Here is a 22265-nt window from a genome sequence, read left to right on the forward strand (position 1 = left end):
GCAGGTGCCTGAGTAAATTCGATTAAAAATTCAGTTTTTTGAGTTATTGAGATAAATGTTGACTCAAGTTAGCGAATTGTAAACAAACCCTATTCTTTCCAATAAAATTGATTAATTTTAAGCGTTACTCTTGTTTTTTTATCAATCATCCCCATGTTGGATATTCTGGTTTGATTTGAGGGTTTAATTTTGGAACAATTTCATGGAACAACCATACTTTCCGTACGACGTGGTAATCAGGTAGTTATTGGAGGTGATGGTCAGGTGACTTTGGGTAATACGGTGATGAAGGGAAATGCTCGTAAGGTGCGACGCCTCTATAAAGACCAGGTTATTGCTGGTTTTGCGGGAGGAACTGCAGATGCGTTTACTCTTTTTGAACGTTTTGAAAGCAAGCTGGAGATGCACCAGGGCCATTTAGTGCGTGCTGCGGTGGAGCTTGCTAAAGACTGGCGAATGGATAGAATGTTACGCCGACTGGAAGCTGTTCTTGCTGTAGCAGATGTCAAGTCCTCCTTAATTATTACAGGTAATGGTGATGTAATAGAGCCTGAAAATAGTTTGATTGCTATTGGCTCAGGAGGCCCTTTTGCACAAGCTGCTGCACGAGCATTGATGGAAAATACAGATTTATCCGCTCTAGAAATAGTGCGTAAGGCGTTAATGATCGCAGGCGATATTTGTATTTATACCAATAACCATTTAACTATAGAAGAATTAAATAATGGCAACAAATAACAGTATGGTGGCAACTCCTCGAGAGATCCGAGAAGTAATGACTCCGCGAGAGATTGTCCAAGAATTAGATAAATATATTATTGGCCAAGATAATGCGAAAAGAGCTGTGGCTATTGCTTTACGTAATCGTTGGCGTCGGATGAAAATTCAAGATCCCGCTTTACGTAATGAAATCATGCCTAAAAATATCCTTATGATTGGACCAACGGGGGTAGGAAAAACAGAGATTGCTCGTCGTTTAGCGAAATTAGCTCGGGCTCCCTTTATTAAGGTTGAGGCGACCAAATTTACTGAGGTAGGTTATGTTGGGCGTGATGTTGATTCTATTTTGCGCGATTTAGCAGATATTGCAGTGAAGCAAGAACGTGAATTTGCTATGAAAAAAGTCGAACATTTAGCTGAAGACGCTGCTGAGGAACGGATTCTTGACGTATTACTGCCCCCTGCTCGAGGCAGTTTAACTCCTGTAGAAAAGGACAGCACGGCAAGGCAAGTATTTCGTAAGCAATTACGTGAAGGGACACTGAATGACAATGAAATTGAAATTGAAGTTTCAGCAACTCCAATAGGAATTGAAATTATGGCTCCTCCTGGTATGGAAGAGATGACGAGCCAATTACAATCGATGTTCCAACAAGTGGGCAGCCATCGAACAAAAACACGTAAAATGACTATTGCTAAGGCAATGCAAATTTTACGTGAAGAAGAAGCTGCTAAACTGATTAATGAAGATGATATTAAGACTCGTGCTATAGAAAATGTCGAACAAAATGGTATTGTTTTTATTGATGAATTAGATAAAGTAGCCAGGCGCGCTGAAAGTGGGAGCGGGGGCGATGTTTCTCGTGAAGGCGTGCAAAGGGATTTATTACCCTTGGTTGAAGGAACTACAGTTACAACTAAATATGGAATGATTCGTTCTGATCATATCTTATTCATCGCATCTGGAGCGTTCCATGTAGCTAAGCCATCTGATCTGATTGCTGAATTGCAGGGTCGTTTACCCATCCGTGTTGAGTTATCCGCTCTTTCTGTTGAGGATTTTGTACGTATTCTTACAGAGCCTACAGCATCGTTAACGTTGCAATACAGTGCTTTGATGGCTACTGAAGGTTTAACATTAACGTTTGATGAATCTGGTATCAGACGCATTGCCGAAGTAGCATGGCAAGTAAATGAGCGTACAGAAAATATTGGTGCACGCAGACTCTATACTGTTATGGAACGACTGTTGGAAGTAGTTTCGTTTGAAGCTACGGATAAAGCAGGGGAATCCGTTTATATTGATAAGGCGTATGTAGATAAAAATCTCGGACAGCTTGTAGCTGATGAGGATTTGGCTCGTTATATTCTTTAAAATGTAATAGGTAACAGAAGCTAGCATCTGAAGTCACTACCATTAAGTTAAATCTAAAAAAAGCAGTCACCTTTCGTAATCAAGGTCAACTGCTTTTTTAGGTTAAAGTGACCATTCCCGAATAGATGAAAATTTCATTTATGAATGCGGCAACAATACCTCATCGAAAATGGAGCACCAGGGGGTTAATGATCGACCTTATATTTGGGGTGCAGCACCGATGTAATCCAGGAATACTCTCTTTTGGATCTATTGATAATTCTGATACTGTAAATTCTAGGTTGCAATTTTCACTCAATTGTGTCAAATAAAAACTATATGTCTTCACGGAGGAGAAAAAATGTCACAAGGATCGGGTTCTATTGCTACAATCAAAAGTGGGGATTTTGAGTTTTTGCAAGAGACTGATGATTCTTCAATCAGCTCTGAATCGTATTCTTCTTTTTCGTGCATTGAGTTAACTACATACTCATTTTTTAAACGTTCAAAGCCAACTTTGGTTTTTCCAGACTCTTACTCTAAGCTCTGGGGGAAAAATGAAGGAAATTCGAACATACGAAGAATCAAAGCGTTACTCATGGATTACACCAAAGAGAATTTCTTATTGGGTTCCTCTATTGGGCTTATTATTTCAGGGCATTGGAATAGACATCATGTTAGTGCAGTAAGTAAAATCATCACGAATATGTCGGTTAAGAATTATTATGAATCATCTGATGATGTTGTTGCCGATTTAAAAGCACTAAAACCTGAGAAAGGAGGATCTTTGTATCAACGCATTAAATTTATTGAAATGAAATTGGAAGAGCAACTAAAGTATTGTTTTAATTATTAGGGCCTGTTGACCCTAGAGTCATGGAGTAGTTTGATGTCTGATCCTTATATTTTGGTTTTATATTACTCGCGTAGTGGTGCTGTCGCACAATTAGCACAATATATCGCGCGTGGTGTAGGGCATGTTACGGGTATCGAAGCACGCTTAAGAACAGTTCCTTCGGTTTCTGCTACGTGTGAAGCAGTAGATAAGGCGATTCCAGATAATGGAGCACCTTATGCTACATTAGAAGATTTGCGTTATTGTCATGGATTAGCTTTGGGAAGTCCAACTCGTTTTGGAAATATGGCTGCTCCTTTAAAGTATTTTCTAGATAATACCTCTTCTTTGTGGTTGGCAGGTGATTTAGTAGGGAAACCTGCTTGTGTATTTTCCTCCTCGGCAAGTATGCATGGAGGTCAAGAATCTACTTTATTAAGTATGATGTTGCCTTTATTGCATCAGGGTATGATTTTACTAGGGATACCTTATTCTGAGCCCTCATTAAATGATACAATGAGTGGGGGTACTCCGTATGGTGTGACCCATGTTTCTGGTGTAGCAAATGACCGTCCTCTAAGTCAAGATGAAATTAATTTAGCAAAGCATTTAGGGGAGCGTTTAGCGAGAACTGCCCTAAAATTGAGTGAATAGAAATGAAAGTTATCAGTTTTAATGCCAATGGTATACGCGCAGCAGCACGTAATGGTTTTTATGAATGGCTTGTAGCACAAGATGCAGACTTTGTTTGTATCCAAGAAACTAAAGTACAACCGGAGCAATTAATCCCAGAAGAACTATATTATCCCCGTGATTATTATTGTGAATACTATTCAGCGCAAAAGAAAGGATATAGTGGCGTAGCGATTTATGCACGTCAAAAACCTATTCGTGTTATTAAAGGAATAGGATTTGATTATTGCGACAATGAGGGGCGATATATTCAATTTGATTATCCGAAATTCAGTATTGTTTCGCTTTACTTACCATCGGGTACTAGCGGTGATCTGCGTCAAGGAGTGAAGTATCAATTTCTAGACCAATTTGCTAAGCATTTAAAGCAATTAAAAAATGAAGGACGCGAATTAATTTTATGTGGAGATTATAATATCGCTCATAAAAAAGTTGATTTAAAAAACTGGAGAGGCAATCAAAAGAACTCTGGTTTTCTGCCAGAAGAACGTGCTTGGATGGATGAGTTATTTGGAGCTATGGGTTTTGTTGATGCATTTCGAGTTCATAACCAAGAAGAAGAACAATATACTTGGTGGTCTTTTAGAGGACGGGCTTGGGAAAAAAATGTAGGATGGAGAATCGATTATCAAGTAGTGACTCCGAGATTTATTGAGGATGTGGTGAATAGCCGTATTTTTCGTGAGGTACGCTTATCAGATCATGCTCCTTTATTAATAGAATATAAAGGAGATTGGTGTGCTTAAATTGGCAAGTTGGAATGTTAATTCGCTCAAAATTAGGTTAGATCAAGTATTATCTTGGCTGGATTCTTCTCATATGGATATTCTTGCGATACAGGAAACAAAACTACTTGATGAGAATTTTCCTAAGGCTGCGTTTGAAGAAAAAGGCTACTATGTGGTATTTTCTGGACAAAAAACATACAATGGTGTTGCTATAATTAGTCGATATCCTTTTTCGGATATTCTCACTGATGTTCCGGATTTAGATGATCCTCAACGACGGATTTTAATAGTGACTGTTGCAGGAATTCGATTGATTAATTTATATGTTCCCAATGGTTCTGAACTTACTTCAGATAAATATCAATATAAATTGAATTGGTTACAAAAAGTTACTGATTTTATTCAACAGCAAATAAAAATTTATTCTAAAATCGCTGTAGTTGGAGATTTTAATATTGCTCCCGAAGATCAAGATGTTCATGATCCTATTGAATGGGAAGGTTCTGTATTGGTAAGTCCTGCTGAGCGAAAAGCTTTTGCTCAACTGTTACAACTTGGATTTCATGACAGTTTTAGAAATTTTATTCAGGAAGAGCAATCGTTTAGTTGGTGGGATTATCGTGCTGCCGCTTTTAGACGTAATCGTGGTTTGCGTATTGATCATATTTTATTGAGTAAAGAACTTAATCATTTATGCAAACAATCAGTGATTGACAAAACACCACGAAAAGCAGAAAGACCTTCTGATCATGCACCTGTTTGGGTTGCATTGGAATTAAACGAGATTTAACTATTTAACGTGAGTTCGACATAAAAAATAAAGTGATTTTTTATATCGAACTTACCTTGCATGCACTGTGAACCAAAGCTATAGAACAGCTTCTGCTGTTTTACCTCATTTATTTTGTAGTGTTTCAAATAAAAACCAAACTCTTCGTTCTGTTTCGTCAATATATACTTCTAAAATACTCGTTGTAGCAACATCATTTTTTTTACTGCATGTTTCATGAGCTTTTCTCATGTTTTTTAAAAAATCTTTATTATCTTTGAGGAGCTGATGAAGCATTTCCTCAGCGGACAATGTTTCATGAGTATCCTTAATCGTCTGTAGCTCTTTGATCTGTCCAATAGATTGGATTGTTTTTTCTCCTAATTTTCGGACTCGCTCTGCTAAAACATCGATCATTAAAAAAATTTGCTCACTTTGTTCGTCGAGCAAAAGATGATAATCGCGATAATGTGGTCCAGTCATGTGCCAATGAAAATTTTTTGTTTTAACAAATAAAGCAAAAGTATCCGCAACAAGTGGATTAATTGTTTCTGCGATTTTGCGCCTATCTTTAATATCAAGATCATTTGGAGTATCAAGTTTATAAAGTTCCATTTTTTTCATTTTAAGCTCCTTTCATTTAATTAGGTTATCTAAGAATTGTAGGTCATTATTATAAATAATGAGTTAAATATCGTACGTTTTATGCTGAAGATACAGGATTATAACTTTTATTGAGGATGAGGAGCATTGTCATAAAAATTGCTTTAAAGAAGATTTTCTGCTATTGTTTTGCGTCATTTGCGTCGAGTATGGTGCCTGGCTGTGGTTCAGGTGGCGATACTCATAACTATAGAGAGTAGTATTATGAAGGCATCAATTCATCCTGAATATAAAAAAGTCAAAGTAACCTGTAGTTGTGGTGAGGAATTTGAAACTCGATCAACATTAGGTAAGGACTTGAACATTGAAGTATGTTCAAATTGCCACCCTTTTTATACGGGTAAGCAAAAATTAGTAGATACTGGAGGACGTGTTCAGAAGTTCCGTGATCGCTATAGCCAGCGTGCTACATCTAATAAAGAAGAAAAAAAATAAGGCGTTATTTTGCGCCTTATTTGTTTATACTTCACTCGAAGTGTGACTTATTGACAGATTGCTGCCTACGATGTAAATTCTTGTTGGTTGTTCAGTCTTGATAGTTCAATTCATGTTAAATCCTTATTGTTTCTCAGTTATTTCTCTTAGCGTTAGGAGTGTATGCTCAGATGTTTGTGTCTGAGAGCTTGGAATGAGCGATGAATTGATAATGGTTGTAAGATTCCGGATCTTACTTAAAAATTTATTTTATTAAGAGAGTAAGTACTTTGGATAACGACGTTTTGAAACAATGTGCATTGGATTATCACGAATTTCCTACTCCTGGGAAACTTGGTGTTCATGTGACTAAACCAACAGACTCTCAGAGTGATTTATCCCTGGCCTATACGCCAGGTGTCGCAGCTCCTGTAATTGCGATAGCAGAAAATCCTGAAAATGCTTATCGTTACACTAATAAAGGTAATTTAGTAGCAGTAATGACCAATGGTACTGCTGTTCTTGGTTTAGGCAATCTCGGTCCGCTTGCAAGTAAGCCGGTTATGGAAGGAAAAGCAGTTTTATTTAAGCGTTTTGCTGGTATTGATGTCTTTGATATAGAAATTGATGCTCACGATCCGCAAGCTTTTATTGGTACAGCAAAACGAATTTCTCCTACTTTTGGTGGAATTAATTTAGAAGATCTTAAGGCTCCAGAGTGCTTTGAAATTGAACAGGCTTTGATTGAACAATTAAATATCCCAGTCTTTCATGATGATCAACATGGGACTGCTATAGTAGTTGCTGCAGGTTTGTTGAATGCCCTTGAGTTACAACAGAAAAAATTATCTGAAGCACGAATTGTATGTATAGGAGCCGGTGCCGCAGGAATTGCTTCAATGCGATTACTGGTAGCCTTGGGTGCCCATAAAGAAAATATGTTGCTTTTGGATACTAAAGGGGTTATTCATTCAGGCCGAGCTGATTTAAATACCTATAAATTTGCTTTTTCACGTACTACTGAATGTAGAACCTTAGCTGATGCATTAGTTGATGCTGATGTATTTATTGGTGTTGCGAAACCAGATTTATTAGATGCTGATTTATTAAAACGAATGGCACCTAGACCCATTATTTTTGCATTATCAAACCCAGATCCTGAAATCAGACCCGAAATAGCTCATCAAGTACGGGATGATATCGTTATAGCTACTGGACGTAGCGACTATCCTAATCAGGTAAATAATGTATTATGTTTTCCGTATATTTTTCGTGGTGCATTGGATGTACGGGCTACATGTATTAATCAATCCATGCAAATTGCGGCAGTTGAATCAATCCGCCAATTAGTGCATGAGCCAGTTCCCCAGGTAGTGAAGGATAATTACCCAGGTGTTGCGTATTGGGAGTTTGGTCCTAACTATATTCTTCCAAAGCCTATAGACCCTCGTTTGCGAGAACGAGTTCCAGCTGCTGTAGCCCAAGCTGCAATAGCAAGTGGCGTAAGTCAATGAGTTGTAATTTAAAATAAAAAAGTAGCATCCCGTATGCAATAAGGGATCTCTGGGTGTAGGAGTATGCCGTATGAGATGTGCCTGGTTGTGTCCAGGATAATAATAGGTGAATTAGATAAGCGCCTTAACTGTCTTAGATAAGACAGTAGACGTTTTGCTTAACCAATGTTAAGGAGATAACCTTGCTTTCTGAAAACCGTAGAAATTACGCATTAATTGGATGGCTTATTTGTGGTCTTGGAGCCATGTTTTATAGTTACGAGTATTTGCTGCGGATCGCGCCTAGTGCGATGGAAACGGCACTGCGTGAGCATTTTAATTTATCTGCCACAGGATTTGGGAATATTTCATCTGTTTATTACTATGCTTATGTCCCTATGCAATTACCTGTTGGAATCATGATGGACCGCTACGGTCCTAGACGACTGTTAACTTTTGCATGTTTAATTTGTGTTATTGGTACTTTTTTATTCACAGGAACAACAGCTTTTTGGGTTGCGGCTTCGGGACGATTTTTGGTTGGATTAGGTTCTGCATTCGCATTTGTTGGTGTATTAAAGCTAGCAACGATCTGGTTACCTGAGAATAAGCTTGCTATGGTTTCAGGACTCACTTCAGCATTAGGAACGGTCGGTGCTATGCTAGGTGATAATTTTTTAGAGATATTTGTTCATCGATTAGGCTGGATTAGGACTCTTAATATGACGGCTTTCTTTGGTATTGCATTAACCTTCATTTTATGGGTAGGCATTCATGATAAAAAGGGTCGTTACAGACAAAGTGGGACTGTTTCTTCGTTTAAAAAGGGTATGATTGACTTAGGGATTATTGCAGGTAACAAACAAATATGGGTTAATGGATTATTTGGTTGTTTGGTTTATTTACCTACAACAGTTTTTGCTGAATTGTGGGGAATCCCCTATTTAAGGCATGCTCATGGTCTCTCTGCACATGGCGCCGGTTTGGCGAACTCTTTGCTTTTCTTAGGTTTCACTTTAGGAGCTCCGTTAATGGGGTATTTTTCTGATCGCATAGCGCGCAGAAAATTACCTATGCTTTTAGGTGCTAGTGTTGCTACTGTATTGATGCTGGTAATTCTGTATTTTCCAGGTTTGACCGAGAGTAATGTACAGATCCTCATGTTTTTATTAGGTTTATTTTACAGTGCGCAAGCGATTGTATTTGCAGTTGGGAGAGAGTTGAGTCCAGGTGAAGCTGCAGGTACAGCGATGGCACTGACTAATATGATTGTTATGTTAGGTGGTATGTTATTACAGCCTTTAGTAGGGTATTTATTGGATTTTAGTTACTCCCTACGTAGCGGCGCTTCTCTTTCAACGGCATTAGTAGTTGAGAATGTGCATAAACTCTATAACATGACTGATTATCGTATTGCCTTAGCATTTATACCTATTGGTATGTGTATTGCTGCTTTATTAACATTCTTTTTAAAGGAAACACACGCTCATGCACCTAAATGAAATTGTTCCAAGAAAACAGCTGCTGCTAGGCTTGTTTATCTGCTTTGTTGGGGCTGTGTTTTATTGTTATGAGTTTATTTTACGCATTATCCCAGGCGTATTACAGACCGAACTTAGTACCGCCTTAGGGCATATTTCAGCAACCACTTTTGGTCAGATATCTGCTCTGTATTATTTTGCCTATTCTCCTATGCAGATGCCTGTCGGGATGTTAATGGATAGATTTGGTCCAAGACGGCTTTTAACGTTTGCTTGTCTTTGTTGTACTGTAGGTTCATGGATGTTTACACTTACTTCATCTATGTTTTTAGTAGGTGCAGGCCGTTTTTTAGTGGGGTTTGGCTCTTCTTTTGCTTTTGTAGGTGTTCTTTCCCTCGCGTTACATTGGTTACCCAGGCGTTATTTTTCTTTAGTGGCAGGACTAATGACCACTCTAGGAATGCTTGGTCTTGTTTACGGCGAAGTAAAAATTACTGAATGGTCTCAAAGTATAGGTTGGGAACAAGTATTAATCTTGATCGCCATTGTTGGTGCTGGATTGAGTGTGCTGATGTTGTTGGTTGTTCGCGATGGACCCGAAGGGCATCAAGCAAATAAACACCCTTTACCGGAGTTTTTTCGAAATGTGCTTAAAGTACTAGTGGCTCCTGAAGTTTGGGTCATCGGTTTTGTTGGTGCTTGTTTGTATACTTCTTTATCTGTGTTTGGTGAGTTATGGGGAAAAACATATTTGGAGCAAGCTCATCATTTAACTAAAGTTGAAGCAGCTAAGACGGTTTCCGCAGTATTTTTGGGTTGGGCAGTAGGGGCTCCAGTCGCGGGTTATTTATCAGATCGTTCGGGAAAACGCTTATTACCTTTGGTCTTAGGTGCCATTTTGGCTTTAATTTGTATTAGTCTTGTTTTGTATTGTCCAGGATTATCTTATTTTAGTCTCAATGTCTTATTATTTTTATATGGGGTGTTTAGTGCTACAGAAATTATCGTATTTATTATGGCTAAAGAATGCAGTGGCGCTCAATTATCAGGTACCGTTTTTGCAGCGACTAATATGATAATTTCTCTTGCTGGGGCTGTGTTCCAACCCTTGGTGGGTAAATTATTGGATACGTTTGGTGATAGTGGTATTGTTAAGGGAGAGCATATTTATACTGTAGTGGATTATCAAGTTGCTTTATCCATATTACCTCTTTCACTTTTGTTGGTTACTATTCTTGCTTTTTTTATTAAAGATCAGAAAGACCATCAGATTATTTAAAGTAAAAAGCCACCTAGGATGCTGATTTTTGGTTAAACGCTCAAATATGACCGTTCCTTTATAGGAGTTGAAACAGTTAATGAGATCAACCGAATTAGCATGCGTAGGATCTTCACCAATAGCATTATCCTCTAGCAGGGCATAAGAATATGTTGCAAGGTGACGGTATTTTAAAAATCATCAATTAGAAAGGCCGCGTAAGTGCTTCCTCTTGGATGAACAGTTAGAGATGAGCACTTACGCTATAACGCACTTAATGTTTGGTATTCTCTTTGGGCATCTTCTTGGAATCAGAAACTCAAATCCAGATCCATAATGGTATTATCATCTGGTGAAGTAGTGTCTTTAAGTGTGTTATGCCATTGAGTGTTTACATTTAGTGTACCTATTACTGTATCGTCTTTGAATAAAGTATATTTGTTGTTTAAAACATTTAATTGATTCTTTCGTTCAGAAAGAATCACCTTTTCAACAATTTCTCGCTTTAATTCAGGTTTTTTCAAACTCTGATTTGGATATCCCTCAACTCTTCCTAGTATTTTTCCATGTGCATCTTTGTTAAGAGCAAGCAATATTAATTTTTCTCTATTTAAACCAAGCTCCTGTTGATTAATTTCAAATACATCCATTATTGCTAAAGCAGCATCAGCTACTAACTCAGGTGTACGTTCATTAAGAGGGGGCAATTCAGATGTTGAAAAATATTTATTGTCATAAAAGGAGTGTGTTAATTTATTATATAAACTCGTAATGAAATTGGGACCTACAGTGTCGTGAAAATATTTTACTCGGGTACTTCTGGAATCAATGTTTTTTCCGGCCCCAAATACACCACTTTGTAAATTATTATTTTGCATACGAAGTGATTCTATATTTTTAGGTTGACTTTTTATCATAATTTCAAAAGGAGCAGGATCGCCGGCTTTAAAACGAAAAGCTTTTTTTAAAGAATCCACATCAGGAGTAAATGCATATTCATGCAAAAACTCAAAATAAATGGCTTTCATCATATTTCTTTTGTTTATCTCGTGTTTGGACATACCTACATCTATTTTTATTGAAGGAAAAATAACCTCGTTAATCGTTTTAGCAAATTGCCTGTAAGCCTCTTCTCTAGTGCAATTATGTAATTCACAATATCGGTCATCATAAGACATAAATCTTCTATTGTGATTGATGTCATGAACCCAAAAGTCTTTTGGAGTATTATGGTAAGCATCAGTAAATAATGTTTTGGTACTTACACCGGTGAATGCTAAAGCGGCATAAGCTCTTAAATAAATTAAATCCTCTAAACTAAGTGGTCTGGATGAGGGTACAATAATCATTCCTTCCTTGTGCTTAAAGGATAATTCGTAATGAGTATACCTATCTGCATGATAGAGAGGAATGTTATTAGTATGCGCAATTCTTTCTACAGTATCAAAAAAATCCATCGCTTTAGAAATAGCTTCTAAAGTGGGTTGATAAGGATACCTTCCATGGGTATGTGGTCTATGAGGATATCCTGCATCAATTTCTTCTTGCTCAAGCTCAACTTCTAAAGCCACATGTCGTAAGCCAAGTAATGCTTGTGCATACTGATTCGCTAAAGCACCTCGCAAGGGTAAGTTAACCGTATTATCATGATTAATTAAGTCTAGTATGAAAGGATGGTTTAAATTTTCTATCAGCTCTTGAATAATTCCTTCATATTCTGGCATGGGAGCTAAAGGTCCTTCTTTAATCAGTCTTTCTTTAAGTCTCGTATAAACTTCAGCAGGGTTGGTAAATATTTCTTCTTCGAAAGCATATTTTTCTATATCATTTTTTTTCATTTTCTAAACTCATACTTATATTTCTTGGATTTAAAGTTGCCTACACTTAGGATAATTTGTTAATAGATTTCAGATTGCTTAAGTTAACGTCAGTTAGGTATAAAGAGGTTTGTAAAATTCAAGCCTTATCTCGATAAGGGTTAAATTGTAGGTTGAAGTGCAGCCCAATATAACGGAGGTCGCTTCGCTCCGAGTTTTGGGCTTCGCATGCTCAGCACCAACCTACTTTTAATAACAATTTCCTTATCCATAACTGACGTTAAGTTAGGACTGCATGACGTACCTCGTTAAAAAATAGATCTGAAACTCCGATTTTTTACTGGATTGATGGAATCTTTATTTTATCAAGTGTATTTTTTTTAACACTGGTAGAAAATAACAGGTAAGTATCTTGATCGAGCCCGGTCAGCTCAATTTAATTAAATATTGCAATTAATTCTTTGGCTGGCTGACGCATAGAGCCTTGACAGTTGATAAAACGAGAGACTGGGAAGCTTTTGATTGTTGCTTTTCGATAGTGATGTCGGGTAAATTCAGTATCATGATTGGAGAGAATAACTGGAATACCTTTTGCGGCTGTTTCTTTAGCGAGCTCTGTGAGCTCAATTTGATCTTCATTGGTGAATAACTTTTGATTGTAGGGTAAATGGGGTGTTTTTTCTGAAAGAGGTACATAAGGAGGATCACAATAGATTACATCACCAGGCTCCGCATGCTCAAAAGTTTTCCTAAAATCATTATGAATAAATTCAACACATTGACTTTTTTGATGAAATAGGTGCATTTCCTTGTGTGGAAAATAAGGTTTTGAATAAAGACCAAAAGGAACATTATAGATTCCTTTGGAGTTATAGCGACACAAGCCATTATAACCATGTCTGTTAAGATAAAGAAAATAAGCTGATTTTTGAGCGGAATAAGGTGAGGCATTAAAATCTGATCTTATCTGATAATATTTCTCTTTGCGATTGAATTCTGGATTAAAAAAAGATTCGCAGTACCTAATAAATGGCTCCCCTTGTTGTTGTAATAGGGTAAATAGGTAAATGAGATCAAGATTACTTTCAGCAAGGAGATAAGAAGAATAATTGGTATTCATAAAAACAACACCTGAACCGGTGAACGGTTCTATTAAGCGTTTTCCTGGAGGAAGAAAGGGAACAATCTTTTCCAAGCAGTTGTATTTACTACCTGCCCATTTTAGGAAGGGCCTTATTTTAATCATAGGTATTGCCACGATTGGTTCAGAGAGAAGTATTGCTTATTTTTAAGAAAAAAAACAGAATTTTTATCGTAAATTTGGGAGTATTAATTTGAACCTATTTCTATATTGTTGCTTATTAGTGTTTATGATATCAGCCTGCATTGTGCCTTGTAAACGCTGAGGCACATCGTTTTTTGAATGAGACCCAATGAATCCGGGTTTCACAAAGGTCTCCATGTTTTATCATCAGAGTTATCTGCCAGCACAAGCTCAGCCTGTTGATTCGTTGAATCGTTTCTATTACGGTTGAGAGAGAGGTCTTTATTGTGTGCGTATTCCGTTGCAATTGATGGTTCTGATTGCATTGAAGTTAGTGAGGTGTTCTGTTGATATACAGATCGCTCTATAGCTGTCTGACTCAATTTATTCGAAGTGAACAAATAACTTTGAGATGCACTTATACCGATATCTTTAGGTGTTCGAGTCTCTATTGTTGGAGTCTCAGTAAATTGAGTTACCCTAAATCCTAAAGCCCCGCTAATCAATGATAGACCCCCACCTATTGTTCCGGCAACAGCAACTAGACCTAATACACCCACTCCTAAAGGAGCAAACACTCCAGTAGCAACCAGTGTGGCTCCGATACCTGCTCCAATCACTAAACCTGCTGCGGCTAATAAACCGATAATAAGTGATTCTTGATGCAAGGTAGATTTTGTGCTTGTTCTCATTTTCTCTTCTGCACAAGATCTATCTTTAAGCGCGAGCGCCTTATGATATACCATTTGAGGAGTAGCTGCAGGTTGCAAAGTAGCGCTTAACCTTTTGATAGTGGATAGTTCAGATGTTTTACCCTCACTACCTGCATTTAATATACTTAATACTGTACTCGCAGAATTATGGGTATGCTCATTATATTTAAAATCAGAGTCTACTATTTTTTGCATCTGCTCTAACATACAAACAGCATTAAGCTCATGTTCTCCTGTTCCTATAGGAAGCTCTACTTGTTTATCAGCAGGCCTACCATAGAATAAATAGTCATCTTCATTAAATGTATCAACATGTTTAAATTTCTCTTTTTGATCCACTAATAGTTCTAACTGTATAACTGCTTTATGTTGAATAAACTCTGCATCTTCAATTAATTTATTTAATTGTTCCGCTGATAGTTCCTTTGTTTGAGGTAATTCCAGATGTGCTATTTTTGCAGCCTTTAAGATTGTGGCACATTCAGGATGTTGGAGATTAATCTTAGATTCGTGTTTTAACTTATTCAGTTCTTTTATTATTATTATGGTTGCAGTCATTAAGTCCTGACAATCAGCTATAGCTTTTTGATTAGTGATGTACTGGCCTTCAGCAGTATTGACATCAAGAGTACGTCCCTTTTCCGTTAATGAACAGGTTGGGAATAATGGGTCAGGATGAATCTTTGCTGCATAAAGAGCGTCCTCTTTATAAGTCATGTTAAGAAAGAATGGTTCTCCAATGTTAAAAGGATCAGGTATGAAACTAAATCGAACTACACATATATCATCGTTACCTAGTTCAATTTTATCGCTGGAATTGCAATAGTTTCTTATAAGATCCAAGTTTTCTGGAGTAGCAGGGAATCTTAACTCAAGAGATGCATGCCCCAAATCCTTCTCAGGATATTTAGCTACTTCTCCCGACTTACTTTGACTGTTCGTTCCCCATGTCTGAATTATGGCGGTGCCTTTCATATTAGTTACTCGAAACAATTACCTTCCATCATATTAATCAATTTGATTAAACTGTTTCCAATTGAATATTTTGGTTTCTCATATGAATTTATTTAATGAGTATTTTTTTTCAATGAGTTAGTTGATATTTAAGTCACTTAAGTCAGGGTATATATATCTATTTAAGGTGAGTTCGATATAAAATAAAGTGTTTTTTTATACGTTATTGAGATGATACTTACGACTTGTTTGCAGGTTCGGTTTTAGAGGCTATTTCTTGATTGATCTTCCCGTTGTGCAAATCAACATTCCCAAATAATAGGAAATAAAGAGTGATCCATCGGAGCACCTTCAGGGAGTTGTTTGATTAATCCTGGGAAATGAGGAGAAGTTACCCATTTACGTGGGGCATGAGTAATGTCATCACCTAGAAAACGCACGGAAAAAACTCTACGTCGTTGTGTGCCTGGAACTCCTCGTGCCGCATGAAGTGTTAACATGTGAAAGCAGATAATATCCCCAGGAGTTATTTCCCAACTAATAATAGGGTACTTTTCACGATGGGCTTCAATGTCAGGAAGTTCTGTTAAGCTTCCTTCCGGGAACCATTTTGCTTGATTCTCCATAAAAGAACGAGGCATAAGCCATGGCCCTAAATGAGAACCAGCAATAAATTCTAAGCTAGAACTACGCGGTACTGGATCCACAGATATCCATAAGCTGCAATTCTGAATCCCTTCAATGTTATAGTAGGGTTGATCTTGATGCCATGGTGTATGCTGTTGTGTTCCTGGTTCTTTAACAAGAAGATGATCATGATAAAGCCGTGTTTTTTTACTCTCCATAAGTGTTCCTGCAATAACACTGGCAGGGGATGCAAAAATAAATCGTTGATAATGTGGATTGCTCTGCCAAGTACAAAAGTCTTCTATAAATAGACCAGGATCATCGCTTTTACTTGCAATTTTCGAACGATGGCTAGGCGATCTCAGATTAAGTTCAATACCTTCACGAAGCACTGTAATTTCTTCAGCTGTTAGAATTTGGCGGATACAAACTGCGCCCTCTTTTTTATATGCATCAATATGTGCTTGGGTCACTGACTCTTTAACACGTTGAATAACTTCTTGGGTAATAAAATGAGATTGCATGATCTTAACGAAGAGAATATAAGGAATTATTTTGATATTACTAAAATTTAACAACAGAAACTATGCGTCTTTGTATCAATTAACCCGTGTTTTTGGGTTGAATCTTTATTGGTTACCGGCGTTGTTGCGTGAATAATCATAAAAATCGTAGGTTGGTCTTTAGCCTAATGGCACTACCTACAATTTTATCCATGCAACAATGCCTTTTGTTACCTAAGAGGCAGATTATAATGAAGTGATAAAAAAATCATGAGCGTCATTGCAAGTTATGTTATTTTAGCTCTTTCCCATGAAACAAGGATTTAAGCGTGCATGAGTTAAAGTTAAAACCTAGCGAACGAAAAATTATTTTTCTTGCTTCTTTAGGTGGTGCATTGGAGTTTTATGATTTTGTCATTTACGTTATTTTCGCACCTGTAATTAGTCAAATTTTTTTTCCGGAAACGGATAAGCTCGCTTCATTAATGAGTGTCTATGCTGTTTTTGCGATTGGATATTTGATTCGCCCTATAGGTGGGGTTGTTTTTAGTCATTTTGGTGATAAATACGGACGAAAAAAAACATTTATTTTTTCGGTTATTTTAATGGCAGTTCCTACATTACTCATTGGATTTTTACCAACGTATCAACAGATCGGTATTTTTTCCAGCATCATGCTCATTTTTTTACGTTTACTACAAGGATTATCTATCGGGGGTGAAATTCCAGGGGCATTAACGTTTACCTGTGAACATGTAGCTCCGCGTTCCAGGGCATTGGCTTGTGGTGTTATTTTTTCTTTCCTTAATTTTGGTATCTTTCTCGGTGCAGTGATTAGTTTAATTTTAACAACGCATCTTTCAAATGAGCAATTATCGAACTTTGGTTGGCGTATCCCTTTTGTTTTTGGTGGATGTTTGGGTATATTTAGTTTTTATATACGTAAACAATTAGCAGAAAGTCCATTATTTATTGCGTTTCAGAATACTGCAGAACGTAAACGAATTCCTTTTACTGAGGCAATCAGTGGGTATTGGCGAAAAATTTTGCAAGGTATTGGTTTGACATGCTTGGGTTCTGTCATGATTAATCTTGTGTTTCTATATATGCCTACGTACCTTTCTACTTTTCTTGCTTACTCTAAACAACAGGCGACTTTATTTAATACAATTAATTTAGCATTTTATTCTCTGTTGCTCATTTTTCTTTGTTGGTGTGGTGATCGATATGGACGTAAACTTATTCTTTTGATTGGTAGCGTTGGTTTTATCTTATTGAGTTATTTTTTATTTGCAACTTTGTCCCTGCAAACGACGCAATCACTTATCATCGCATTATCTATTTTGGGATTTTTAAGCAGTTTTATTATGGTTTATCCCAGTTTATTAGTGGAATTATTTCCTGTATCTATTCGTTATACTGGGATTGCTATTTCGTATAATCTTGCATTTGCTTTTTTCGGCGGTTTAACTCCTTTTATCGTTACTTACCTTATTGAAACATATAATAATAATCTTGCTCCTAGTTTTTACCTTATTTTAAGTGCGTTACTTTGTTTTATATCCGTATTAACTATTAAAAAACTCTATACAGAATCGGAGGTTCAATTATGAGGTTTGCTGTGAACGTATTTCTACTTATCTGTTTTTCATTGTGGTTATCCATTGCACATGCAACAAGATCCTTTATCATTGATACTGATGTTGGAACCGATGATGAGTTAGCTATTCTTTATTTATTGGCGCAAAAGGATATCGACATTAAAGCCATTACTGTAGTTGGTACAGGAGAATCTCACTGTCCAGCGGGATTAAAAAATGTTGCTGGATTATTAGCTTTAATGCATCAAGAAAAAATTCCTTTGGCCTGTGGACGTGCTACACCCTTATCAGGACAGCATCATTTCCCTGATTGGTTACGTAAACAAGCAGACAATTTAGCAGGTGCTGCTGATTTATTACCTAAAGTTGACGTAAAAACATCGCAAACTGCTATTCAATTATTGGAGTCTACTTTACGCAGTGCGACTGAGCCTGTTGAGATTTTAGCAATAGGTCCATTAACGAATCTTGGTGCATTTGTTGCCAAAGATCCAGAGTTAAAAAATAAAATTAAAATGATTTATATCATGGGTGGGGCAGTTGAAAGTACTGGAAATTTAGTTGAGGTTGATCAAACCATTAAAAATACTACCGCAGAATGGAATATTTATGTGGATCCTGAAGCCGCGGACAAAGTATTTCGTTCAGGGGTGCCTATTACTCTGGTAGGCTTAGATGTGACCAATCAAGTTCCTGTAACCCAAGCTTTTTATCAAAAGTTAAAGCAAAATCAAAATAATCTGGCTAATCAATTTTTTTATGAGCTTTTTCATCGTAATGAAGCAGAAATAATCGAGCACAAATGGTATTTTTGGGATGTTCTCTCGGCGGTAGTTGCTTATGATGATTCAATTGTCAAAGCAAGCAATAAAAAATTGCGTGTATTATTAAGCCCTGAAGAGCAGGCGGGTACTACAGTAGTGGATAAAAAGGGTAGCACTATTCGTGTGTGTACTGCTGTAGATAAGGAACGATTAGAAAATGTTTTAATGGATACATTAAAGAAAACGTCCTGATGCGGTGTTGAGTAGCACGACGATGAAAAAACGAAGCTAGGCTTCACCTAGGCTTCGTACTATTTAAGGTAAATTTTCTTGGGAGGATACTTTTTTAATCTGGAATAAAGCGTTTTTCTTCAAAAAAATGTACTTGCCCTGTTTTTATATCATGGATTCCAGCAACAATCCCTACTTGCTTTTTATTAATTAAATCGCTAATTATAGGACTTCTTTCCTGTATTTCTTTAACTATTTTTAAAGCATTAGCTTTAGCAATGGCATCAACTAGTTTAGGATCAGCACAATTTTTTGTTCCCTGCTCTTGCATGCTGGTTTGGACGACAGGTTCTATTTTATGCAAAACATCAGTCAAATGACCTAATTCAACACCATCACAAGCTCCAGCAACAGCCCCACAAGAGGTATGCGCTAAAACTACGATAAGACGAGCCCCTATAACTTTAGTTGCATACTCCATACTTCCTAAATTATCATCATTAAGCACATTTCCTGCGACACGCAAAGTAAATAAATCAGCTAAACCTTGGTCGAAAAATAATTCTGGGACACTTCGTGAGTCCATGCAATTTAGAACCACCGCAAAAGGATATTGCCCAAATGAAGCCTGATGAGCCTGTTTTATATAGTCCCTGGTTATTTGTTGATTGGATAGAAAACGTTGATTTCCACCTTTTAAACGTTGCAGTGCCTGTTTGGGTGTCATCTGTTGTTGCTTTGTTTGACTTAATGTCTTACCTAAAAGAAGGGATTCTGTATTGGCAGAGTAGGTAAAACTACTCAAAAGCCCCATAAAGATGAAAATCAAAATTTTTGTTAGATGTTGCATTACAATGCTCCGTTTTTAAATGAGAAATCGTCCTTTTGTTGATAATAGCTTAATAATAATGATCCTTCACCCGTTAAAATAATTTTTTATGTATGATGATTAGAGTGTGTTGATATATCCTACATGTATTGAAAAAAATATAAATAAAGATAATGACTTCTAGGGACTGCAAATGAACAACGATCCTCAAACGGGTTTGATACGAGTGCTTGGATTAGGTGCTTTAATCATTTATGGGGTAGGAGATATTCTTGGTGCAGGAATTTATGCCATTGTAGGAAAAATTGCTGGTCATGCAGGATCGTTAGCGTGGCTTTCATTTGCTATTGCTCTGGGAATTGTATTTTTCACTGCATTAACCTATAGCGAACTTGGTAGCCGTTTTCCTCGAAGTGGTGGCGTCTCTGTTTATATTCATGAAGCCTTTGGATCGCAGTGGTTATCAATACTGGCGGGTTTATTGCTTCTCGGTGCGACTATTCTCTCCATGTCAACTTTATCACATGCATTTGTTGGATATCTTAACGCCTTGGGATTTAAGATTACCACTTGGTTTGGTATTTTCAGTTTTTTGAGCATTTTACTCCTAATTAATCTACGTGGAATCAAACAATCATCCCTGACTAATATAATAAGTACCATAGTTGAGGTAAGTGGTCTATTTATGGTACTCAGTTTTGGTTTTTGGTATTTAACAACAACTCATACTGAAATTATTACTCCTGAAGAACAGGTAGGGCTAAAGGATGTGTTTCAAGGAGCTGCTTTAGCTTTTTTTGCCTTTACAGGATTTGAAGATCTGGCAAATGTTGCAGAAGAAGTAAAACAACCCGAAAAAAATATACCTCGTGCCATATTATCATCTGTCGGTATAGCTGGTTTTTTGTATCTTGGAGTAAGTTGGATGGCGACATCAATTATTCCAGCAAGTGATCTTAGTCACTCTAACTCACCTCTATTAGACGTTGTTAGCAAATCTTATCCTGCTATGCCTAATTATTTTTTTTCAATTATTGCCATTTTTTCGGTTTCTAATACAACGCTATTAAATTATATTACTGCTTCACGTTTGCTTTATGGTATGTCAAAAGCGAATCTATTATCGAAATTTTTACAAAGGGTTCATCGCAAATTTCATACTCCGTATATTGCCATTTTAGTAATATTTCCATTAGTTTTCTTATTAGGAGTAATAGGGACTTTAGGAGGGCTTGCAAGTGCTACAAGTGCCATGGTCTTATTCATATTTTCATTGAGTAGCATTGCCTTAATCAAAATTAAATTGGATGAGTTTAAGAAGAGTATTAATGCTAAAATATTTAGAATACCTGTATTTATACCGTGCTTAGCTGTGGTTTTAAATCTTACTGCCATCTCTTTTTTACCGCTACGTACGATTATTCTTGCAGCATTATTTATTAGTATTGGGGGTATCATTACTTGGGGTATCACTAAATCTTATCTAAGATATAAAAGATAGAGGAAGAAACTTTTTAAAAATTTTGTTCAGTTTGATTAAAGTGTTTGTTTTTAGAAGAAGTTATTCATTTTCAGGAAGAAAAGATGCAGTCTATTGGCACATGGTGGCTATGGTTAATTTTCATTATTTTAATACTGATTGTATTAACGATTGATATTATTTTTTTGAGCAAAAAACAGAAACAGATTTCCTTGCAATCTTCGTTCATGTGGGTTGCAGTGTGGATTATTTTAGCGTTGCTTTTTAATATATTTTTGTGGGTATATCTCGCACAAAGTGAAACAATCAAAATTGCAAACCAAAAAGCACTTGAATTTTTTACCGCATATTTGATCGAACAGTCATTATCAATGGACAATGTTTTTGTGTTTGTCATGATATTTAAATATTTTTCGATACCGATGCAGTATCAGCGTCGTTTACTTCTGTTTGGAGTATTAGGTGCAATCTCCATGAGAATAATACTCATTGTATTTGGGATATGGCTCGTTAATAAATTTGATTGGATTTTTTATCTGTTTGGTGTACTGCTTATCTATTCAGCATTTAAAATAATCAAGATGATTGAAAATGATCAGTCTGTTGCCAATAATTTTATTCTTAAGACATTAAGAAAATTTTTTCCGATAACAAAAAAACTCCGGGGTGGGCGCTTTGTTGTTAAGAAGAATAAATCCTATTATGTAACTCCTTTATTTATCGTCCTTATTTTTATTGAAATAAGTGATCTGATTTTTGCTATTGATAGTATTCCTGCTGTATTTGGTATTACTCAAGATCCATTTATTGCTTGCTCATCAAATGCCTTTGCAATCTTAGGGTTGCGAGCCATGTATTTCATTTTGGCAAACATACAAAATAAGTTTTACTATCTTAATTTTGGGTTGGCTTTAATCTTAAGCTTTATTGGGATAAAAATGATAGTGCATAATCTCATCGATATTCCCATAGTAGTAACGCTCTCGATGGTTGTCTTAATACTCAGTTGCTCCATGATTGCAAGCAAATTATGGAAAAATAAAGGCAGTAACTAATGCCGTTTTGCTGGTATTG

Annotated in this window: 20 protein-coding genes; 14 read left to right on the top strand and 6 right to left on the bottom strand. The window is 36.6% G+C overall.

The features are described from left to right. The first annotated feature begins 189 nt into the window (after positions 1 to 189). The 6 genes from hslV to xth all read left to right on the top strand — a co-directional run bounded on the left by hslV (position 190) and on the right by xth (position 5120). The gene (gene hslV, locus Lgra_RS11195) at positions 190 to 738 is read left to right on the top strand and encodes an ATP-dependent protease subunit HslV (RefSeq protein ID WP_058499362.1); all 549 of its coding nucleotides are present in this window, start codon (positions 190 to 192) and stop codon (positions 736 to 738) included. Next, complete coding sequence (hslU, locus tag Lgra_RS11200) at positions 725 to 2095, top strand: ATP-dependent protease ATPase subunit HslU (protein ID WP_172468399.1); 1371 nt, start codon at positions 725 to 727, stop codon at positions 2093 to 2095. The genes hslV and hslU overlap by 14 nt, the downstream gene beginning before the upstream one ends. A 340-nt stretch (positions 2096 to 2435) precedes the next feature. Continuing rightward, positions 2436 to 2930 (top strand): DUF5617 domain-containing protein, encoded by a 495-nt coding sequence (locus tag Lgra_RS11205; protein ID WP_058499363.1) that lies wholly within the window; start codon positions 2436 to 2438, stop codon positions 2928 to 2930. Between the two features lie 33 nt (positions 2931 to 2963). Further along, positions 2964 to 3563: an NAD(P)H:quinone oxidoreductase gene (gene wrbA / locus Lgra_RS11210; RefSeq protein ID WP_058499364.1), complete on the top strand. Its 600-nt coding sequence runs from the start codon at positions 2964 to 2966 to the stop codon at positions 3561 to 3563. A gap of 2 nt (positions 3564 to 3565) precedes the next feature. Further along, positions 3566 to 4348 carry an exodeoxyribonuclease III gene (locus tag Lgra_RS11215; protein ID WP_058499365.1) on the top strand — a complete coding sequence of 261 codons (783 nt, stop codon included), beginning with the start codon at positions 3566 to 3568 and terminating at the stop codon, positions 4346 to 4348. Next, the gene (xth, locus tag Lgra_RS11220) at positions 4341 to 5120 is read left to right on the top strand and encodes an exodeoxyribonuclease III (protein ID WP_058499366.1); all 780 of its coding nucleotides are present in this window, start codon (positions 4341 to 4343) and stop codon (positions 5118 to 5120) included. Before Lgra_RS11215 ends, xth begins: the two co-directional genes overlap by 8 nt. Before the next feature lie 105 nt (positions 5121 to 5225). Here the strand turns inward: xth and Lgra_RS11225 are convergent, their stop codons facing one another. Continuing rightward, positions 5226 to 5723 carry a Dps family protein gene (locus Lgra_RS11225; protein ID WP_058499367.1) on the bottom strand — a complete coding sequence of 166 codons (498 nt, stop codon included), beginning with the start codon at positions 5721 to 5723 and terminating at the stop codon, positions 5226 to 5228. A 243-nt stretch (positions 5724 to 5966) separates the two neighbouring features. Here Lgra_RS11225 and rpmE point away from each other — a divergent pair, with 243 nt between their 5' ends. The 4 genes from rpmE (at position 5967) to Lgra_RS11245 (ending at position 10429) form a co-directional block, all read left to right on the top strand. Next, a complete protein-coding gene (gene rpmE / locus Lgra_RS11230) occupies positions 5967 to 6197 on the top strand; it encodes a 50S ribosomal protein L31 (protein ID WP_058499368.1) in 231 nt (76 codons plus the stop codon). A 269-nt stretch (positions 6198 to 6466) separates the two neighbouring features. Next, positions 6467 to 7690 carry a malic enzyme-like NAD(P)-binding protein gene (locus tag Lgra_RS11235; RefSeq protein WP_058499369.1) on the top strand — a complete coding sequence of 408 codons (1224 nt, stop codon included), beginning with the start codon at positions 6467 to 6469 and terminating at the stop codon, positions 7688 to 7690. A gap of 182 nt (positions 7691 to 7872) precedes the next feature. Next, on the top strand, positions 7873 to 9171 hold the full coding sequence (locus Lgra_RS11240) for an MFS transporter (protein WP_058499370.1): 1299 nt from the start codon (positions 7873 to 7875) through the stop codon (positions 9169 to 9171). Then, positions 9158 to 10429, top strand: a complete 1272-nt coding sequence (locus Lgra_RS11245) for an MFS transporter (RefSeq protein ID WP_058499371.1) — start codon at positions 9158 to 9160, stop codon at positions 10427 to 10429. The genes Lgra_RS11240 and Lgra_RS11245 overlap by 14 nt, the downstream gene beginning before the upstream one ends. 290 nt (positions 10430 to 10719) lie before the next feature. On the opposite strand, the gene Lgra_RS11250 is transcribed toward Lgra_RS11245, so the two are convergent. The 4 genes from Lgra_RS11250 to Lgra_RS11265 all read right to left on the bottom strand — a co-directional run bounded on the left by Lgra_RS11250 (position 10720) and on the right by Lgra_RS11265 (position 16307). Then, complete coding sequence (locus Lgra_RS11250; protein ID WP_058499372.1) at positions 10720 to 12246, bottom strand: hypothetical protein; 1527 nt, start codon at positions 12244 to 12246, stop codon at positions 10720 to 10722. Positions 12247 to 12661: 415 nt separating this feature from the next. Beyond that, entirely contained in the window at positions 12662 to 13471 is an 810-nt protein-coding gene (locus Lgra_RS11255) for a DNA adenine methylase (RefSeq protein ID WP_058499373.1), read from the bottom strand. A 200-nt stretch (positions 13472 to 13671) separates the two neighbouring features. After that, on the bottom strand, positions 13672 to 15195 hold the full coding sequence (locus Lgra_RS17845) for a hypothetical protein (RefSeq protein WP_131743517.1): 1524 nt from the start codon (positions 15193 to 15195) through the stop codon (positions 13672 to 13674). A gap of 263 nt (positions 15196 to 15458) precedes the next feature. Next, the gene (locus Lgra_RS11265; protein ID WP_058499374.1) at positions 15459 to 16307 is read right to left on the bottom strand and encodes a phytanoyl-CoA dioxygenase family protein; all 849 of its coding nucleotides are present in this window, start codon (positions 16305 to 16307) and stop codon (positions 15459 to 15461) included. A gap of 308 nt (positions 16308 to 16615) precedes the next feature. Between Lgra_RS11265 and Lgra_RS11270 the strand changes: the two genes are divergently transcribed. Continuing rightward, positions 16616 to 17899, top strand: a complete 1284-nt coding sequence (locus tag Lgra_RS11270; RefSeq protein WP_058499375.1) for an MFS transporter — start codon at positions 16616 to 16618, stop codon at positions 17897 to 17899. A gap of 8 nt (positions 17900 to 17907) precedes the next feature. Then, positions 17908 to 18903 (top strand): nucleoside hydrolase, encoded by a 996-nt coding sequence (locus tag Lgra_RS11275; RefSeq protein WP_238584429.1) that lies wholly within the window; start codon positions 17908 to 17910, stop codon positions 18901 to 18903. Positions 18904 to 18997: 94 nt separating this feature from the next. Here the strand turns inward: Lgra_RS11275 and Lgra_RS11280 are convergent, their stop codons facing one another. Further along, complete coding sequence (locus Lgra_RS11280; protein WP_058499377.1) at positions 18998 to 19732, bottom strand: carbonic anhydrase family protein; 735 nt, start codon at positions 19730 to 19732, stop codon at positions 18998 to 19000. Between the two features lie 172 nt (positions 19733 to 19904). Here Lgra_RS11280 and Lgra_RS11285 point away from each other — a divergent pair, with 172 nt between their 5' ends. Further along, positions 19905 to 21212 carry an APC family permease gene (locus Lgra_RS11285; protein ID WP_058499378.1) on the top strand — a complete coding sequence of 436 codons (1308 nt, stop codon included), beginning with the start codon at positions 19905 to 19907 and terminating at the stop codon, positions 21210 to 21212. 83 nt (positions 21213 to 21295) lie between these two features. Then, positions 21296 to 22246 carry a TerC/Alx family metal homeostasis membrane protein gene (locus Lgra_RS11290; protein ID WP_058499379.1) on the top strand — a complete coding sequence of 317 codons (951 nt, stop codon included), beginning with the start codon at positions 21296 to 21298 and terminating at the stop codon, positions 22244 to 22246. Positions 22247 to 22265: the final 19 nt, after the last annotated feature.

This window comes from Legionella gratiana, assembly GCF_001467695.1.
GTDB classification, from domain to species: Bacteria; Pseudomonadota; Gammaproteobacteria; order Legionellales; family Legionellaceae; genus Legionella; species Legionella gratiana.

Coding starts and splice junctions, on each gene's coding strand:
- hslU (WP_172468399.1), top strand. CDS start 725: ATGGCAACAAATAACAGTATGGTGGCAACTCCTCGAGAGATCCGAGAA.
- Lgra_RS11205 (WP_058499363.1), top strand. CDS start 2,436: ATGTCACAAGGATCGGGTTCTATTGCTACAATCAAAAGTGGGGATTTT.
- wrbA (WP_058499364.1), top strand. CDS start 2,964: ATGTCTGATCCTTATATTTTGGTTTTATATTACTCGCGTAGTGGTGCT.
- Lgra_RS11215 (WP_058499365.1), top strand. CDS start 3,566: ATGAAAGTTATCAGTTTTAATGCCAATGGTATACGCGCAGCAGCACGT.
- Lgra_RS11225 (WP_058499367.1), bottom strand. CDS start 5,723: ATGAAAAAAATGGAACTTTATAAACTTGATACTCCAAATGATCTTGAT.
- rpmE (WP_058499368.1), top strand. CDS start 5,967: ATGAAGGCATCAATTCATCCTGAATATAAAAAAGTCAAAGTAACCTGT.
- Lgra_RS11245 (WP_058499371.1), top strand. CDS start 9,158: ATGCACCTAAATGAAATTGTTCCAAGAAAACAGCTGCTGCTAGGCTTG.
- Lgra_RS11250 (WP_058499372.1), bottom strand. CDS start 12,246: ATGAAAAAAAATGATATAGAAAAATATGCTTTCGAAGAAGAAATATTT.
- Lgra_RS11255 (WP_058499373.1), bottom strand. CDS start 13,471: ATGATTAAAATAAGGCCCTTCCTAAAATGGGCAGGTAGTAAATACAAC.
- Lgra_RS11265 (WP_058499374.1), bottom strand. CDS start 16,307: ATGCAATCTCATTTTATTACCCAAGAAGTTATTCAACGTGTTAAAGAG.
- Lgra_RS11280 (WP_058499377.1), bottom strand. CDS start 19,732: ATGCAACATCTAACAAAAATTTTGATTTTCATCTTTATGGGGCTTTTG.
- Lgra_RS11285 (WP_058499378.1), top strand. CDS start 19,905: ATGAACAACGATCCTCAAACGGGTTTGATACGAGTGCTTGGATTAGGT.
- Lgra_RS11290 (WP_058499379.1), top strand. CDS start 21,296: ATGCAGTCTATTGGCACATGGTGGCTATGGTTAATTTTCATTATTTTA.